Origin of the sequence: uncultured Pedobacter sp., assembly GCF_913776295.1 — a bacterium.
GTDB lineage: Bacteria > Bacteroidota > Bacteroidia > Sphingobacteriales > Sphingobacteriaceae > Pedobacter.
In genome coordinates this window covers 1-17,144 of record NZ_CAJYOJ010000060.1, presented here as the reverse complement: position 1 = coordinate 17,144, position 17,144 = coordinate 1, and the positions used below count along the sequence as shown (strand labels likewise).

Here is a 17,144-nt window from a genome sequence, read left to right as displayed (position 1 = left end):
TTATTCGGTTGAGAACGCACCGTTATTTACACATTCGTTTTAAAGCGGATATCGCCTAAACTGTTGTTTTCCGTCATTCGTCTCACATTTTACCTCCCCAATCCCCGCTTAAATTGTAATATTTGGCATACAAGTTTTTTAATAAGCTAAAAAATTCCAATTTTAGAAGATTAAATTCAACCAACAAATTAACTTAAAATGCAAAAGAGATTAACTGTTATTCTGTTTTTCGTTGTCAGCTTTGCCTTCGCGCAAAAAAAGCCCTTAAATCATTCGGTATATGATACCTGGGAATCTATTGGAGCAAAGCAATTATCAAATAACGGACAATGGGCGATGTATAGCATCTTACAACAGGAAGGAGATGCACAATTATACCTTACCAATATTAAAACAAATACCAAGATTAACGTTCCCAGAGGCATGAATGCGCAATTTAGCAATGATTCTAAATTTGCGGTTTTTAACATTCGTCCACTCAATAAAGATCTGCGCCAGGCAAAAATAAAAAAGAAAAAGCCAGATGAGTTACCCAAAGATTCACTGGGCATAGCCAACCTCACGAGCAATACGGTAACCAAAGTTCCAAGGGTAAAATCTTTTAAGTTTCCTGAAGAAGGTACCGGTGTATTGGCTTATTTAACTGAAAAGCCCGATACCGCACAAAAAACCACAAAATCAGCAGAAAAAAAAGACGATGAAAATGATTTTGCTGACGATGAACCGGCCGTAAAAGGTAAAACCGAAGAAGGAACAGATCTGGTGGTAAAAAACCTTACAACAGGAACTGACAAGACCTATAAATATGTTACTGATTACTATTTCAGCAAAGATGGCAAACAATTGGTTTTTGCCTGCAGTGGATCTAAAAAAGACAAAACGGCTCCACAGGGCGTTTTCTTGCTCAACACCGAAAAAGGAAGCTTAAAAACGCTGATTAAGGGCAAGGGAAGTTTTAAAAACTTTACTTTTGATGAAGAAAGCGAACATGTAGCCTTTGTAGGCGAACAAAGTCCTGAGAAACAGGAAATAAAAAATTACAATATTTATTACAACTCGTTAACCCTGGATACGGCGCAGATCCTGGTTGATTTTGATATGCCCGGATTACCGGAAAAATGGTCGGTTAACGGAGATGGCAAAATTACTTTTAGTAAAGATGGCAAGAAATTATTTTTTGGCATATCCCCCGTTAAAAAACCTAAAGATACCACCATTGTTGATTTTGAGGTGGCTAAAGTTGATGTCTGGAATTATAAAGACGATTATTTGCAGCCGATGCAGCTTAAAAATGCAGAAAGAGACAGCAAAAAAAGTTACCTGGCAGTCATCGATGTTTACAGCAGCGATCCCAAAGTTGTTCCACTAAGCGATGTAAAATTACCAGATGCCAGCATTTTGGCGGAAGGTGATGTGGCACAGGTTTTAGCTTCTACCGATTACGGCCGGCGGATAGAATCCCAATGGAGTGGTTCAACCTCGAAAGATTACTACCTGGTTGACACCAAAAATAGCCAGAGAAAGAAGATCATCGAAAACCTTAACGGCTATGCCATTGCCTCACCGGCGGGAAATTATATCCTTTACTTCGATCGGAAACAGGGCAACTGGAACACCTATCATATCGCCACAGGAAAGGTTACCGTTTTGACTGCCGGTTTAACCGAAAAATTTGTCGACGAAGAGAATGATGTACCGGACCTGCCTTCTGCTTATGGGCTAGCTACCTGGACAGAGGGTGATAAAGCGGTGCTTATTAACGACAAATACGACATCTGGTCGTTCTCACCAGATGGAAAATCGGCACCCAAAAACATCACTGCCGGTTTTGGAAGGGCCAATAATATCACTTTCCGTTACGAAAACGTGCGGCCAGACCAGGCAGAAAGAAACGCCAATAAATTTGTTAAAGCAAACGAGCTGATTTGGTTGTCTGCTTTTAATAACTTAACCAAAGAAAACGGTTTTTACCGCACGAACGTAGGTTCTGCCAAAGCACCTGAATTTGTGGTAATGGCAAAGTATAAATATTCTAACCTGATAAAAGCTAAAGATGCTGACATTTACATTTATGACAAAGCCAATTATGTCGAATCGCCAAATGTTTACCTCACGACCGATTTCAAAACGGAAACCAAATTGAGCAATACCAACCCTCAACAAAAAGACTATAACTGGGGCACAGCTGAATTGGTAAAATGGACTACACCAAAAGGTTATAAAGCGGAAGGTATTCTTTACAAACCTGAAAACTTCGATCCAAATAAAAAATATCCGATGATTGCTTATTTCTACGAAAAATTAACGGATGGTTTATATACTTATCAGGCACCTGCTCCTACGCCATCTCGGTTAAACATTTCCTATTTCGTGAGTAACGGCTACCTGGTTTTTGCGCCAGATATCAGCTACGAAACCGGGCATCCAGGTAAATCTGCAGTTGAATTTATCAATTCGGGTGTAGAAAGCCTCAAGAAAAACAGTTGGGTAGATGGCAGTAAAATTGGTATTCAGGGTCAAAGCTGGGGCGGTTACCAGGTGGCTTACCTCATTACGCAAAACAATATGTATGCTGCTGCCTGGGCAGGTGCACCTGTAGTGAACATGACTTCTGCTTATGGTGGCATCCGCTGGGAAACCGGTATGAACCGCCAGTTCCAGTACGAAAAAACGCAAAGCCGCATTGGTGCAACACTTTGGGAAAAACCAGAGTTATATATCGAGAATTCTCCGTTATTTATGCTTCCGAAGGTCAATACCCCTGTTGTAATTATGGCTAATGATGCAGATGGAGCTGTGCCCTGGTATCAGGGCATCGAAATGTTTACCGCATTACGCCGCTTGGGCAAACCGGTTTGGATGTTAAACTATAATGGCGAAGCACATAATCTGGTTCAACGCCAAAACCGTAAGGATATTCAAATCCGTGAACAGCAATTTTTTGATTATTATTTAAAAGGTGCCAAAGCTCCTGCCTGGATGACCAGCGGAATTCCGGCAACTGAAAAAGGGAAAACCTGGGGTTTTGAATTAACGGATGATAAACCTTAATTAGTCGGAGGTCCGAGGACCGAAGTCAGAAGTCCATGGTAGATAGTATATTCGCTATTTGCCATGGATTTTCTGTTTAGGGATATGATAATAAGTATGATCGCTACTTGCAATCGTCACCCAGAGGAATAATTTATGGTATAAAAATCAATATAAATGACTTAACTGATTTCTTATGCCATACAGCACAGTCTTACTTCGGCTCACCGCCGCCGAAGGGCTCTTACTTTTTGGCATCAAAAAGTAACAAAAAATGCCGGCTGAAAATTTTTCTTTTAAAGCAAGTAATAGGGCTTGGGCGGTAGAATCCGAAAAATTTGTTAGGCCGGATTTAAGCGGAACGGAGATACGGTGCTACGGCCTAGCTACGCCGAAATGCATAGGTTCCGCAAGTCACTCATTAACAGATAATTGCAAAATAACATCAATGGTAGCGCAGCGAAGGATCTTTGACGAAGAAACATTGGATTTAAATCAAACTTTAAACAGTCATAATTATCATCAATGCAAAGATTCTTCATTGCATTCAGAATAACAGCAGCAGAATGAGAAAAAACCAAAACAAAACGCAATAAAATTCCTTTATTTACACCATGGAGAAAAAACCCACGGTTACCATTATCGGCGCCGGTTTTGCCGGAATGGCCGCAGCAGCCTTACTGGCCAAAGATGGCTGCGATGTTACCGTTATCGAAAAAAACGAAATGGCCGGAGGCAGGGCCAGAACCTGGCAAAAAAACGGTTTTCTTTTTGATATGGGGCCTAGCTGGTACTGGATGCCCGATGTTTTTGAAAACTATTATAACCTGTTTGGCAAAACGACTGCCGATTTTTATGCATTAAAAAGGTTAAGTCCCTCTTATCGCGTTTATTTTGGCAAAAACGATACTATTGATGTTCCGGCAACATTGGATGATTTGTATGCTTTATTTGAAAAACTTGAGCCCGGCAGCAGCAGTAACCTAAAACATTTTCTCGATCAGGCTAAATATAAATATGATGTTGGCATGAATGAGTATGTTTTTAAGCCTTCGCATAGCGTAATGGAATATTTCGACCCCCGGTTAGCCGTTAGTGGCATTAAACTACAGCTTTTGGGCAATATGCGCAAACATGTATATCAGCTATTTAAAAATGAACGGCTGCGGAAACTTTTGGAATTCCCGGTTTTATTTCTAGGCGCCACACCACAGCATACACCTGCATTATATAGCCTGATGAACTATGCAGATCTTGTATTAGGCACCTGGTACCCAATGGGTGGTATGCACCAAATTGTGGCCGCTATGCAAAACATTGCAGAAGCCGAGGGGGTGAAATTCATGTTTAACACCGAAGCAACCAAAATTGAGGTAAAAAACAACCTGGCACAATATGTGGTTACGAATCAGGGAAATTTCAAAAATGACTTTGTGGTGGGTAATGCAGATTATCACCACATTGATCAACATCTTTTTGATCAACCATACCGTAACTACGACAAAAATTACTGGGATAAAAGAACAATGGCACCGTCCTGTCTTTTATTTTATATAGGCTTAAATAAAAAACTAGACAATATATTACACCACAACTTATTCTTTGATGAGAATTTTGACCAACATGCCGAAGAAATCTACAGCCATCCGCAATGGCCATCAAAGCCACTGTTTTATGCCTGCTGCCCTTCAGTAACCGATGAAAGTGTAGCACCCGAAGGCTGCGAAAATCTTTTCTTTTTAATTCCGCTTGCGCCAGATCTGGAAGATAGCGAAAGCAAAAGAGAAGAATACTTTAATGTGCTGATTGATCGCTTTAAAAATTTGACTGGAAACGATATCAGCAGCAGCATTTTATTTAAACGCAGTTATGCCATGAAAGATTTTGTGGAAGATTATCACGCCTTTAAAGGAAATGCGTATGGATTAGCAAACACTTTGAAACAGACCGCTTTTCTAAAACCCAAAATGAAAAGTAAGGTAACAAATTTTTTATACACCGGCCAGTTAACCGTTCCGGGGCCTGGGGTGCCACCAGCAATCATTTCGGGTCAAGTGGTAGCAAAAGAAATAAAAAAAAAGTTAAAAAAAGCTTGACAAATTTAAAATTTCCCTTATCTTTATAACCACAAAACAAAAATACTGCAATAATCTTAAAAAACACATAATCGTTTGAGGTTTGCATTTGTTTCGAAATAAGAGAGAAGGCAAATTGTTGAAAGAAAAAATAAGAATCAACTAACCAAATATATGATAAGCAAAAAGGCCTGGATTTTCCAGGCTTTTTGCTTTTAAAAATATTTTAAAAATTTTGCTTCAAATCTTACCCCTACCTGATGTGGCGCAACGAAATGCCCGCTGGCATGGAGGCAGGGAAGAGAGCTATGGCATAAAGATGAACGCTGCACGACCATACTATACTTCCCCATAGGACAATGAAACATGAAAACAAACAAAAAAAGGCCCAGATCACGCTGAGCCCATTAGTTCTATAATAGATGTGTTTTAAACCAATTCCGTACTGGCAATTTCTTTCGAATAAGTTTTAAGGTACTTTTTCAAAATACCCCTTGCCACATGGATACGTGTTTTTACTGTTCCAATTGGAATCTCTAACATATCAGCGATTTCATGGTATTTGTAACCTTCAAAGTAACGGATAAAAGGCACATAATACTCTTCTGGCAATTGAGCCAGTGCTTTATCAATGTCACCTAACACAAATTTGCTTTCTGCATTGTTTTTAGTAGCACTATAGGATAGGTTTGCAGAAGAAATATCTTCGCTCTGCGTAATTAAAGTATTTGTTTTAACCAACCGGCGATAATTGTTAATGAAGGTATTTTTCATGATGGTAAACAACCACCCCTTTAAATTAGTCCCCTCTTTAAACTTATTGTAATAAGTAATCGCTTTCAGCATAGTATCCTGAACCAAATCATTTGCGTCTTCTGCGTCTTTAGTAAAATTTAAAGCATAAGATCTAAGTGATACCGAGTGATGATTAACTAGATGATTGAATTCAAATTTTGTCATGATATTTAGCTTTAGGAGATTAAAAACAAATCAATTATTGTTCATTCACATAAACTCAAACAAACTTAATACCAAAATTATCCGGCACGCCGCTAAAAACACATAACTAACTCATAATCAACGTTCGTCACAGAATATTTACTTCTCTTTCTAAGGTGACTCCAAAAGTAGACTTCACACTGTCTATTATTTGTTCAGAAAAATCATACACTTCTTTGCCGGTTGCCCCCCCGTGGTTAACCAAAACCAACGCCTGGTTTCGCCAAGTTCCTGTTTGCCCAACTACCTTGCCTTTCCAGCCGCATTGTTCAATTAGCCAACCTGCTGCCAGCTTAATTTTATCATCTGCCGTAGGATAATGCACCACATCGGGGTGGTTTGCCACAATATCTGCAAATTCGTGTTTTTCAATCACCGGATTTTTGAAGAAACTACCCGCATTTCCTATGGTAGACGGATCTGGCAGTTTGCTCACGCGGATATGCGATACGGCAGCCGAAACATCTGCAATGGTTGGTTGCGCTATGCCCCTGCTATGCAATTCGGTTTCAATAGCACCGTAAGAAGTATTAATCTTGGGTACAGCCGATAAGCGGAAAGTAACCGAACTGATAATATACTGTCCTTTTAGCTCGCCTTTGAAAACACTTTCACGGTAACCAAAATGACAATCTGCGTAATTAAAAGTCTTAATACTGCCGGTTTTGATCTCGAATGCCCTGCAACTTTCGAAAACATCTTTCAGCTCTACCCCGTACGCACCGATATTCTGTATGGGCGATGCACCTACCGTGCCTGGAATCAGGCTTAAATTTTCTACACCCGCAAGATGGTGTTCTATACAGTAGTTTACAAAATCGTTCCAAACCTCTCCTGCACCCGCAGTAACCAAAACCCGATCATCCATTACTTTAGATTGGACACCTTTAATACTGATTTTGATCACCAAACCATCATAATTTTGGGTGAACAGTACATTGCTGCCACCACCAATAACCAGTAATTTTTGAGTCTTTACCAATTCATGCTCAAACAGGGATTTCAATTTATCTTCCGAAAAAATTTCGGCAAAGAACTTTGCCTGAACATCTATACCGAAGGAATTATATGGTTTTAGCGAAATATTTTCCTGGATCTGAAGCATAGTGATTTTCTGTTACGCTGCAAAAGTAAAATAAAAAATAGTTAAGGAACGATTTTGGTCATCTCCTTATCAAAATTAAAGCTTAAAATTTTAGATCGATCACCCACTGTGGCTACACCAGAAAGTTTCCAGCCGATAAATTGCGGTTTAATTTTCTTGAGATCCAACAGGCGGTATCTTTCTTTTGTGAGCTTAGCACTAATCAACCCTACACTGTCCGACTCCGCCTGACTCAAATGTTCAATCTGGCTCTCTAACTCAGCCAGGGTAACATCTAACTCATCCCCTTTTTTTATGCTATCCGAATAAGCCTGTGGCGAAATATTGTATAAGCTATCCAATTTCGCATCATCAAAATTCAGATCCTTACTGCTATTTTCATATTTCGATTCAACGAGCGCGATGGCACGGTCTTTATCAGTTTTTTTGCCACATGAATATAAGGCTACAGAAATAATCCCAATCAAGAATGCCAGGCAATGATTTTTCATATGATGCAATTTAGCTTTTCAATACTGCTTTCCTCACAAACAACAAACCAAAGGCTTTTCCTTTTTCCTTTCCCCTGTTTTTATGATGGATTTTATGCGCTTTCCGTACCGCCTGCAAATAAGCATTATTGCTTTTAAAGGTTTTAAAACGCCGGTGCACAAACCAATCGTGCACTATAAAATAAATCAAGCCATAAAATGTGATTCCCAGTCCTACAAAAAACCGGTAACTTAAGTTATCCTGATCAATGTACATGAGGTACAATGATGCTCCGGCAAACAGCAAGGCAAATAAATCGTTCCATTCAAAAAACGATTCGGATTTCTGGTGGTGACTTTTATGCATAAACCAAAGTGGCCCGTGGAATAGGTACTTATGTATAAACCACGATAAACACTCCATAGCAACGATGGTTAACAGCACAATAAGGATATTGATAAATACGGACAATTTTCTAAATAATTGGTTTGTAAAGATATATAAACATCTCAACTGACAAAATTATGTCATAAGATTGTAAGCTTAACATGGTTTGAAATCAAATTTTTCTGACATATGATTTTTTAGCACTATTTTTGACTAAAATATTAAAAAAGTCAGAAAGTAGAAAAGTAAAATGATTGTAGCCGATAAAAAGAGAGAGCAAATTATTGATGGTGCGATAAAACGCTTTATCCATTTTGGTATTGGCAAAACCACGATGAATGATATTGCCGAAGATTTATCCGTATCCAAACCATCTCTTTATTATTATTTCCCTGATAAGAAACATTTGATTTTAGGAGTAATAGAAAGAGTATTTAACGATTTCTTTGAACTGATCAAAAAGAAACACAATCCTGATCTGCCAGTACAGGAGATTCTTTTCAATATCGTTGATGTACGGAATACATTTTTCCAGAAATATTATATGCTTCGCATTACCGAAGGCATTCCGGATTTACTGAACGATGAAGTAATTAAAGGCAAACTACGTACACTAAAAGAATCAGAAAAAGATTTTTTCGCAGAGATTTTTAGTCAGGCCAAAGCAAAAGGGGAAATTGAGTATGAAGATACTGCACATGTTGCAGAATTGTACCTGGAAAGTTTAATGGGCCTTTCTACCATGTGTATTATGGAAACAGGCAAAGATCTTTTCCCCGATAAAAAAGCATTAAATAAAATGACGTTAAAGCAAAAAAACCTGACTACCATATTTGTGAGAGGTTTAAGGTGCGCAGATTAAAAGCTTAACGTTGGCATAAACAACAGCCTCAATTTAACAGGCTGAATAAACAGAGAATAACCCAAAAACAAAAAAACAGTACATTATGCTTAGAATAAAAATGGTAAGATTAATGCTCATTGTTATGATCAGCTCGGTTTTACCACAGCTGGCCATTGCACAGCAGCAAATTACCTTAAAAGATGCGCTTACCTTTGCGCTCCAGAACAATACTAAAGTACGCAATGCCAAATTAGATATTGAAGGTGGAAAATATAAGGTGCAAGAAGTTAGGGCACAAGCTTTACCACAAGTTACCGGAAACGTGGGTTTAACCTATAACCCAATTATTGGTCAGTTGGTGGCTAATATTGGTGGAGCAACACAATCGTTTAAATTAGGTCAAAACTGGAATTCGACTGCAGGCGTTCAACTTTCCCAGCAGTTATTTAACCAACAGGTTTTTACCGGCCTGCAGGCTGCACGATCAAGCGAAGAATATTATGCGCTTACCTCGCAGTTAACCGAAGAACAAATTATCGAACTGGTAGCTAATAATTATTATCAGGTTTTGGTAAACAGGCAACAGCTTAATGTTATCGATACCAATATCAAAAATGTTAAGATAGTAGAAAAAATTGTGGGCACCCAGTATAAAAATGGCCTGGCCAGAAAAATCGATGTAGACCGGATCAGTGTAAACTTAACCAACCTGAACACGCAACGTGAGCAAGTGATCAATGCGATTACCCAATTGGAAAACCAGTTAAAATTTTCGATGGGTATGGCAGTGGCTACCCCGATCAGCCTACCCCCTACCGAATTAACGGAAGTAACTACATTACCTATGTTTACAGATTCTATCGATCTGGCCAACAGAACTGAGGTTAAGCTTTTAAATAATCAGGATAAACTTTTATCCTTACAACGCAAAGCCTATGTGGCCGAATACTATCCCAGCTTATCTTTAACAGGCAATTATACCTATTCGAGCCAGAGCAATAGTTTCGATTTTCTTAACTCCAATGCCTCAGCTATCGGTTTTGGTTCGTCGGCAATTGGTTTGACTTTAAGAGTGCCGATTTTTAATGGTTTCTTAACCCGGTCTAAAATCCGCCAGGCCGATGTAGACATTAAAAAAGCCAGGGAAAGCAGAAGGGAAACCAATAATGCCCTGAACCTGGCTTATGAAAATGCAAAAATACAGTTGAGGAACAACCTTAATACCATTAAAGCACAACGTAAAAATGCCGATCTGGCCCAGGAGATTTACAGAAGCACCCAAAACAACTATAATAACGGTTTGGCTTCATTAACCGATCTTTTGGATACCGAAAACGCGCTTACTTCGGCGCAAAACAGTTATACCCAGGCCTTATTAAATTATAAAATAGCCGAAATACAATTAATCAAATCAAACGGAAATATTAAATCGCTAGTACAATAGAAATGAAAAGAGTAATTACCATAATCATCGTAGTTGTTGTTGCCCTCGGTGCAATAGCTTATGTTTTAAGCAACAATAAAAAGAAGAACGAAGAAAAAACTGCTTTCATTGCTAAAGGTGGTGGCGCGGTTGCCGTTCGGGTTGCCGAAGTAGAGAAAAAAGTTGTGGATTTAGACTTCAGCGCAAACGGAAACTTTATCCCCAAACAGGAACTTAACTTCTTATCGGAAAATGCAGGTCGGGTTAAGGCCATTTATGTGGATGAAGGTGACAGGGTAAGCAAGGGACAGCTTTTGGCCCGGGTTGATGCCGAAATTATCAATACCGACAGGGAAACTGCTGAAGCTGCTTACGAAAATGCAAAAAGAGATGAAGCCAGATATCAAAGCTCATTCCAAACCGGTGGCGTTACCCAACAACAGTTAGATCAGGCTAAACTGGCTACAAAAAATGCAAAATTACGCTTACAGGCCTCACAAAGAAGATTAAGTGATGCAAATATTAAATCGCCAATTAATGGTATTGTAAATAAAAGATACATTGAAGTTGGTGCTTTTGTAACCGCTCAGGGTACACAGTTATTCGAATTAGTGGATGTTTCTAAATTGAAACTAAAGGTAAATGTGAACGAATCGCAGGTAGCCAATCTTAAAGTAGGCGATAAAATCGAAATCAAATCTTCAGTTTTCCCAACCGACAGCTTTTCTGGAAAGGTAACCTTCATAGCCGCGAAAGCCGATGCAACATTAAACTTCCCCGTTGAAATTGAGGTGGAAAACAGCCATAAAAACACTTTAAAAGCCGGTATGTACGGCACTGCAGTATTTAAGTTTCCTAAACAGGCACCAAGCATCCTTATTCCGCGTACATCTTTTGTGGGCAGCGTAAGCAGCAACCAGGTATTTGTTTTGGATAAAGCCAGCAATACAGCTAAAACCCGTAATGTGGTAGCTGGTCGTATTTTAGGCGATAACGTTGAAATTCTGGATGGTTTAAAAGAAGGTGAAACTGTAATTACCAGTGGACAGATTAACTTAACTGAAGGTACTCCGGTTAGTATCGTAAAGTAGGTTAGCGGAATTTTCAGCTTTTAAAAACGCGATAGGCAAATCGCACAACGCAATACGAATTAAAATGAAGATAACAGATATATCTATAAAAAGGCCTTCGCTGGTTATTGTGGTATTTACCGCACTTACCTTGCTCGGGCTATTAAGTTACTTTTCGTTGGGTTATGAATTACTACCAAAATTCTCCAACAACGTAGTATCTATTTCGACCATCTACCCTGGCGCTTCGCCAAATGAGGTTGAAAATACCGTAACCAAAAAGATTGAGGATGCGGTATCATCGATGGAAAACATCAAAAAAATCAACTCGGTATCGTTTGAGAGTTTATCAACTGTAACGATTACGCTAACAGATGCCGCGAACATCGATATCTCGTTAAATGATGCGCAAAGAAAGGTTAATGCCATTCTTTCTCAGTTACCGGAAGATGTAAAAACGCCATCACTGAGTAAATTCTCGCTTGATGATTTACCGGTGATCACCATGACGGCCTCTGCCAATATGGACGACGTAAGCTTTTACGATTTAATCGACAAACGTATTGCCCCAGTAATTTCGAGGGTAAATGGTATAGCTCAGGTAAACTTAGTGGGCGGTTCTGAACGCGAAATTCAGGTTTCCCTTGATGCCAATAAATTGCAGGGTTATGGCCTGGCAGTTCCCCAGGTACAACAGATGATCCTTTCTTCTAACCTGGATTTCCCTACCGGAAGTGTAAAAACGCAGAACCAGGATGTATTGATCCGTTTATCAGGTAAATACAGAAGTATTGAAGAATTGAGAAATCTGGTTTTAACCACAGGTAAAGACGGCGCGCAGATTCGCTTAGGTGACGTGGCCGATGTTCAGGATTCGCAGAAAGAAACGGAAAAACTGGCCCGTATCGATCGTAAAGCATCTATCGCCATACAGATTATTAAACAAAGTGATGCGAATGCCGTAGAGGTGAGTAAAGGTGTACATGCCATTATTGCCAAACTTAAAACCGAATATGCAGCCAATAAGCTTGATATGAGGATCGTGAATGATAGTTCGATCTTTACTTTAGAATCGGCCGATGCGGTAATTCACGATTTAATACTGGCAGTTATTTTGGTGGCTTTCGTGATGCTTTTCTTCCTGCACAGTTTACGTAATGCGTTAATTGTAATGGTATCCATTCCGGTTTCACTAATTGCTACCTTTATCGGGATCAGCTTATTTGGCTTTACTTTAAACTTGATGTCGCTGCTTGGACTATCACTCGTGGTAGGTATCCTCGTGGATGATGCCATTGTGGTACTGGAAAATATCCAGCGACACATGGAAATGGGTAAAAATAAAGTAAGGGCTGCCTCTGATGCCACCAGGGAAATTGGTTTTACAGTAGTATCCATTACCTTCGTAATTGTGGTGGTATTCTTCCCGATTGCGGTAAGTACCGGTTTGGTATCAAACATCCTGCGCCAGTTCTGTATTGTGGTAATTATCGCAACCTTGCTATCATTGCTCGCTTCATTTACCATTGTACCACTTATTTTCTCCCGTTTTGGTAAGTTAGAGCGTATTGAGGGTAAAAACCTGTTCGGCCGTTTTATATTATGGTTTGAAAAACAGTTGAAGAAATTCACACTTTGGATTACCAGTATCTTAACCTGGTCGTTAAATCACAAAGCTTTAACACTCATTATCGTAGTAGTCATGTTCTTCAGTTCATGCGGCCTATTGGCAGGTGGTTTCATCGGATCAGAATTCTTTCCTAAATCAGATAAAGGTGAATTCCTGGTACAGCTGGAGTTACCAAAAGACGCTTCTTTGGAGCAAACCAACTTCCTTACTCAAAAAGCAGAAGCCTTTTTAGATAGACAACCTGAAATTACGCAGCTGATTACGACTGTTGGTCAGTCAACAGGTGATTTCGGTGGTACGCAAGCTACAGCCTATAAATCGGAAATTAATGTAAAACTGGTTGAGCGCGATCAGCGTAAAGGCGTTTCCTCAGATATTTTCGCCACAAAAATGAGTCGTGAACTGTCTAAAGAACTGGTGGGTGCCAAAGTAAAAACAGTGCCGATCAGTATTTTGGGCATCGCCGAAAATGCACCAATCCAATTGGTGGTGATGGGTTCTGATTTAGATAGCGCGCTGAAATATGCAGAAGGTGCACAGAAAGTGCTCGCCACTATTCCCGGGGCTACAGAGATCAAACTATCCGTAGAAAAAGGAACACCAGAAATTAACGTTCAGGTAGACCGCGACAAGATGTCGGCTGTGGGTTTAACCTTGCAAACCGTAGGTTCGACCATGCAAACTGCTTTTGCGGGTAATACCGATGGTAAATACCGTAAGGGGGAATACGAGTATGACATCAATATTCAATATCAAAACTTTAACCGCCAGAATATTGATGATGTACGCAATCTCATCTTTGTAAACAATGAAGGTAAACAGATCAAATTATCACAGTTTGCTACCATTACAGAAGGCTCAGGCCCAAGTCAGCTGGAGCGTTTAAATAAATCTACTTCGGTATCGGTTAAAGCACAATCAATCGGTAGACCAACAGGAACAGTGGTTGCAGAGTTCCAGGCAAAATTGGAAGAACTGCAGGAAAATGGCAAACTTAAGGCACCTGTTGGTGTAAGTTATAGCTGGGCGGGTGATCAGGAAAACCAGAGCGAAGGTTTTGGAACTTTAGGTATCGCTTTATTGGCTTCAATCATTTTGGTTTACCTGATCATGGTTGCGCTTTACGATAGTTTTATCTATCCACTGGTAGTGATGTTCTCTCTTCCGTTAGCGGTAATCGGAGCATTGCTGGCCCTGGCTTTAACCAATAACTCAATTGGTATCTTCACCATTTTGGGACTAATTATGCTAATGGGTCTGGTAGCGAAAAATGCCATCATCCTGGTCGATTTTACCAACCATTTAAAGGCGGAAGGCAAAGAAACCAAAGAGGCGTTAGTTTTGGCCAACCACGCACGTTTAAGACCAATCTTAATGACGACCATCGCCATGGTTTTTGGTATGCTTCCAATTGCATTGGCAAGTGGTGCAGGCGCTGAATGGAAAAATGGTTTAGCATGGGTTATCGTTGGTGGATTAACCAGTTCATTATTCTTAACTTTAATCGTGGTACCAGTAGTGTACTTAATATTTGATAGAATGTTAGAGCGCTTTGGCTTCAACAAAAAAGGAAAAACCATCGATGAGTTAATGGTTGAACCTTACGATCATAAAGATGTAAATGAATACGATTTAGATCACGGACATTAATATCCCTCCAAATTAACAATCAATTAGCCCCGACCCCAAATCGGGGCTTTTTTGTGGATTTTGTTTTTAGCCCCGGAAGCACAGAAAACACGGAAAAATTATCCGCAAACAGGTATCCCAATCCGCCGCCAGGGTTCGTGTCCTCACGAACCATTTCTTTTTCTGCCACTGAAAACGCGGAGGCATAGAAAATTACGCCTTAGGAATATCGTCAATTAATTTTGCCAATCCAATACCTCGCCATAATTTGTGGCCCTAAGAACCATTTTATTTTACCACCTCACTATACTTAGCAGTTTTGACACCCAGATAATTATACAATATGGTCTCCAAACAAATTATGTTACAACATTGTATATTAGTCATTATGTTCAAAATTATCCTAAGTCTGTTCTTTATCTGTTCTACACTTCTGGTAAAAGCTCAACATCCGCCTGTTTTTGCGGCTATGCGTACCGATTCGAGCTTTGTTAAACTTTGCAATCTGGATATTACATTGGTAAAATACAGTTATAAACCCAATGGCGTAAAGTTTTTAGTGGTACATGATAATGAAGATACCGGCGTAAAAGCTGGTTTTGATTATATCCGCTGGTATGGCGGCGAACTGATCGACAGCCAATATGGAGCGGTGAGGGATTATTATTTCACCTATATGGACGACCAATACCGTATAGACCCCAATGCAATATATACGGAAGTGGGGGTGAATACCAGGTTAAAGAAAAACCAGTTCAGCTCTAATGAAGTGGAAAAAGCCATATTAAATGCAGGAAAGCAAATTGTGGATTTCTACGACCCAAAAACTACAGGATATTTCCTAACCCTCCACAACAATGCCGATGGCGGTTTTGGGATCTCTTCCTATTTACCAGGTTACGATTTGGCCAGTACAGCCGATTCGGTGTATATCAACTTTCAAATGGATGGAGATGATCTGATTTATGTAACCGAACCAAGGTTGTTCAGCAGTTTAAAAAAAGCCAATGTAAACGTCATTCTTCAATCTAAATTTGCGACCAATGATGGTTCTCTTTCGGTTTATGCCATGCAAAACAATATCCCCTATATCAATGTAGAAGTACAGCATGGGCACCTGGAAGAAAACTTCAGGTTAATCGAACTTGCAGTGGCAGCTTTAAAAGAACATGGGTTGATCAAGAAAGAGTAGCACAGCAACTTAATAGAGACTCACCCGGGTAATCGTCAACCTGAATTTTATCCTATCGGTTGGTGTCTCACCGACCGAAATAAATCAGGGCATATTTAGTATCTTAAGACTTGGAAATGAACACACACCAGTTCCTGGCGGTCTGTAGTCCCGCTTTCCATTACAAGTCCTCGCTCCGCTCCGGGCTTTCCATTGCTATCGGGTTTATGAACAAAGGTCTGTGCAACCCCTACCATTGACGTTATTTTATCCTATCGGTTGGTGTCACAACCACCGAAATAAATGAAGATATATTGATTATCTTAAGAATTGGAAATGAGCGTACAGTAGTTCCTGGCTGTCTGTAGTCCCGCTTTCCATTACAAGTCCTCGCTACGCTCCGGGCTTTCCATTGCTATCGGGTTTATGAACAAAAGTCTGTGCACCCCCACATTGACGTTATTTTATCCTATCGGTTGGTGTCTCACCCACCAAAATGAATTAAGATATATTTAGTATCTTAAGATTTGAAAATGAGCGTACAGTAGTTCCTGGCAGTTTGTAGTCCCGCTTTTCATTACAAGTCCTCGCTACGCTCCGGGCTTTTTAATGTATCCGATGGCTCCGAATCGGGTTTACCAATTGGGTATCTGCGCCTTACCACCCTAAAATGAAATGCTGTTTTGGCCAGTTAGCCCCCCTGCCCGTTGCAGGTGGGCGGTCAATGTCGTTAAGTTAAGGAAAAACATTGCAAAGAAAGGATTTAACCAGTATCTTTATGTAAGCCCTTATAAAGGAAGGCGAACTTTTTCCAGTTTATCGAAGGGCTTTTTTTACACACTATTAATCATATTGAAAATGAAGATTTTAGAGTCTCCTCTAAAACTGTTTCTAGTGATTTTACAAGGAAGCGTAAGTTTTCCTTTAAGGACTTGGTTGTCAATATCCTGGGCTTTAGCCGTGCCTCCGTCCGAACCGAACTTGACAGGTTCTTCAAATCCCTTTCCGGTACAAGTTCAGAAATCACCACCTTTTCTAAAAGTGCGTTTACTCAGGCTCGGCAAAAATTAAGGCCAGAGAGTTTCATCGGTTTAAACCAATCTCTTTTAAATTATTTTAAGAACAATAGCCCTTCTCAAAGAAACTGGAAGGGAAAAAGGGTTGTCGCTATTGATGGAAGTTATCTTGTACTGCCAAACGAAAAATGCTTAATAGAGAAATTTGGTAACTTTTCGAATCAAAACAAAACTATTTCTGCAGGTGCCAGGATATCAATTGCTTATGATGTCTGCAATAATATTATCCTGGAC

General features: G+C 39.8%; 11 protein-coding genes and 1 pseudogene. 8 read left to right on the top strand and 4 right to left on the bottom strand.

What is annotated here, in order from left to right; genetic code table 11:
- Positions 1 to 198 precede the first annotated feature (198 nt).
- Together QZ738_RS12340 and QZ738_RS12335 are read left to right on the top strand one after the other, a co-directional pair.
- Positions 199 to 3,051 carry a prolyl oligopeptidase family serine peptidase gene (locus QZ738_RS12340; RefSeq protein ID WP_293787953.1) on the top strand — a complete coding sequence of 951 codons (2,853 nt, stop codon included), beginning with the start codon at positions 199 to 201 and terminating at the stop codon, positions 3,049 to 3,051.
- A gap of 593 nt (positions 3,052 to 3,644) precedes the next feature.
- Entirely contained in the window at positions 3,645 to 5,126 is a 1,482-nt protein-coding gene (locus QZ738_RS12335) for an NAD(P)/FAD-dependent oxidoreductase (protein WP_293787951.1), read from the top strand.
- Positions 5,127 to 5,534: 408 nt separating this feature from the next.
- Here QZ738_RS12335 and QZ738_RS12330 read toward each other — a convergent pair whose 3' ends face one another.
- The 4 genes from QZ738_RS12330 to QZ738_RS12315 form a co-directional block, all read right to left on the bottom strand.
- Positions 5,535 to 6,065, bottom strand: coding sequence for an RNA polymerase sigma factor (locus QZ738_RS12330; RefSeq protein ID WP_293787949.1), 531 nt, complete (start codon positions 6,063 to 6,065; stop codon positions 5,535 to 5,537).
- Between the two features lie 127 nt (positions 6,066 to 6,192).
- On the bottom strand, positions 6,193 to 7,209 hold the full coding sequence (murB, locus tag QZ738_RS12325) for a UDP-N-acetylmuramate dehydrogenase (RefSeq protein ID WP_293787947.1): 1,017 nt from the start codon (positions 7,207 to 7,209) through the stop codon (positions 6,193 to 6,195).
- 41 nt (positions 7,210 to 7,250) lie between these two features.
- Complete coding sequence (locus tag QZ738_RS12320; protein WP_293787945.1) at positions 7,251 to 7,700, bottom strand: hypothetical protein; 450 nt, start codon at positions 7,698 to 7,700, stop codon at positions 7,251 to 7,253.
- 10 nt (positions 7,701 to 7,710) lie between these two features.
- A complete protein-coding gene (locus QZ738_RS12315) occupies positions 7,711 to 8,124 on the bottom strand; it encodes a sterol desaturase family protein (protein ID WP_293788229.1) in 414 nt (137 codons plus the stop codon).
- Between the two features lie 193 nt (positions 8,125 to 8,317).
- Between QZ738_RS12315 and QZ738_RS12310 the strand changes: the two genes are divergently transcribed.
- The 6 genes and pseudogenes from QZ738_RS12310 to QZ738_RS12285 all read left to right on the top strand — a co-directional run.
- Complete coding sequence (locus tag QZ738_RS12310) at positions 8,318 to 8,929, top strand: TetR/AcrR family transcriptional regulator (RefSeq protein WP_293787943.1); 612 nt, start codon at positions 8,318 to 8,320, stop codon at positions 8,927 to 8,929.
- 85 nt (positions 8,930 to 9,014) lie between these two features.
- Complete coding sequence (locus QZ738_RS12305; protein ID WP_293787941.1) at positions 9,015 to 10,355, top strand: TolC family protein; 1,341 nt, start codon at positions 9,015 to 9,017, stop codon at positions 10,353 to 10,355.
- A gap of 2 nt (positions 10,356 to 10,357) precedes the next feature.
- Positions 10,358 to 11,425: an efflux RND transporter periplasmic adaptor subunit gene (locus tag QZ738_RS12300; RefSeq protein ID WP_293787939.1), complete on the top strand. Its 1,068-nt coding sequence runs from the start codon at positions 10,358 to 10,360 to the stop codon at positions 11,423 to 11,425.
- Between the two features lie 64 nt (positions 11,426 to 11,489).
- Positions 11,490 to 14,684, top strand: a complete 3,195-nt coding sequence (locus tag QZ738_RS12295) for an efflux RND transporter permease subunit (RefSeq protein ID WP_293787937.1) — start codon at positions 11,490 to 11,492, stop codon at positions 14,682 to 14,684.
- A 367-nt stretch (positions 14,685 to 15,051) separates the two neighbouring features.
- The gene (locus QZ738_RS12290) at positions 15,052 to 15,855 is read left to right on the top strand and encodes a hypothetical protein (protein WP_293787935.1); all 804 of its coding nucleotides are present in this window, start codon (positions 15,052 to 15,054) and stop codon (positions 15,853 to 15,855) included.
- A 911-nt stretch (positions 15,856 to 16,766) separates the two neighbouring features.
- Positions 16,767 to 17,144, top strand: a pseudogene (locus tag QZ738_RS12285) (hypothetical protein); the annotation flags it as partial.

Coding starts and splice junctions, on each gene's coding strand:
- QZ738_RS12340 (WP_293787953.1), top strand. CDS start 199: ATGCAAAAGAGATTAACTGTTATTCTGTTTTTCGTTGTCAGCTTTGCC.
- QZ738_RS12335 (WP_293787951.1), top strand. CDS start 3,645: ATGGAGAAAAAACCCACGGTTACCATTATCGGCGCCGGTTTTGCCGGA.
- QZ738_RS12330 (WP_293787949.1), bottom strand. CDS start 6,065: ATGACAAAATTTGAATTCAATCATCTAGTTAATCATCACTCGGTATCA.
- murB (WP_293787947.1), bottom strand. CDS start 7,209: ATGCTTCAGATCCAGGAAAATATTTCGCTAAAACCATATAATTCCTTC.
- QZ738_RS12320 (WP_293787945.1), bottom strand. CDS start 7,700: ATGAAAAATCATTGCCTGGCATTCTTGATTGGGATTATTTCTGTAGCC.
- QZ738_RS12310 (WP_293787943.1), top strand. CDS start 8,318: ATGATTGTAGCCGATAAAAAGAGAGAGCAAATTATTGATGGTGCGATA.
- QZ738_RS12305 (WP_293787941.1), top strand. CDS start 9,015: ATGCTTAGAATAAAAATGGTAAGATTAATGCTCATTGTTATGATCAGC.
- QZ738_RS12300 (WP_293787939.1), top strand. CDS start 10,358: ATGAAAAGAGTAATTACCATAATCATCGTAGTTGTTGTTGCCCTCGGT.
- QZ738_RS12295 (WP_293787937.1), top strand. CDS start 11,490: ATGAAGATAACAGATATATCTATAAAAAGGCCTTCGCTGGTTATTGTG.
- QZ738_RS12290 (WP_293787935.1), top strand. CDS start 15,052: ATGTTCAAAATTATCCTAAGTCTGTTCTTTATCTGTTCTACACTTCTG.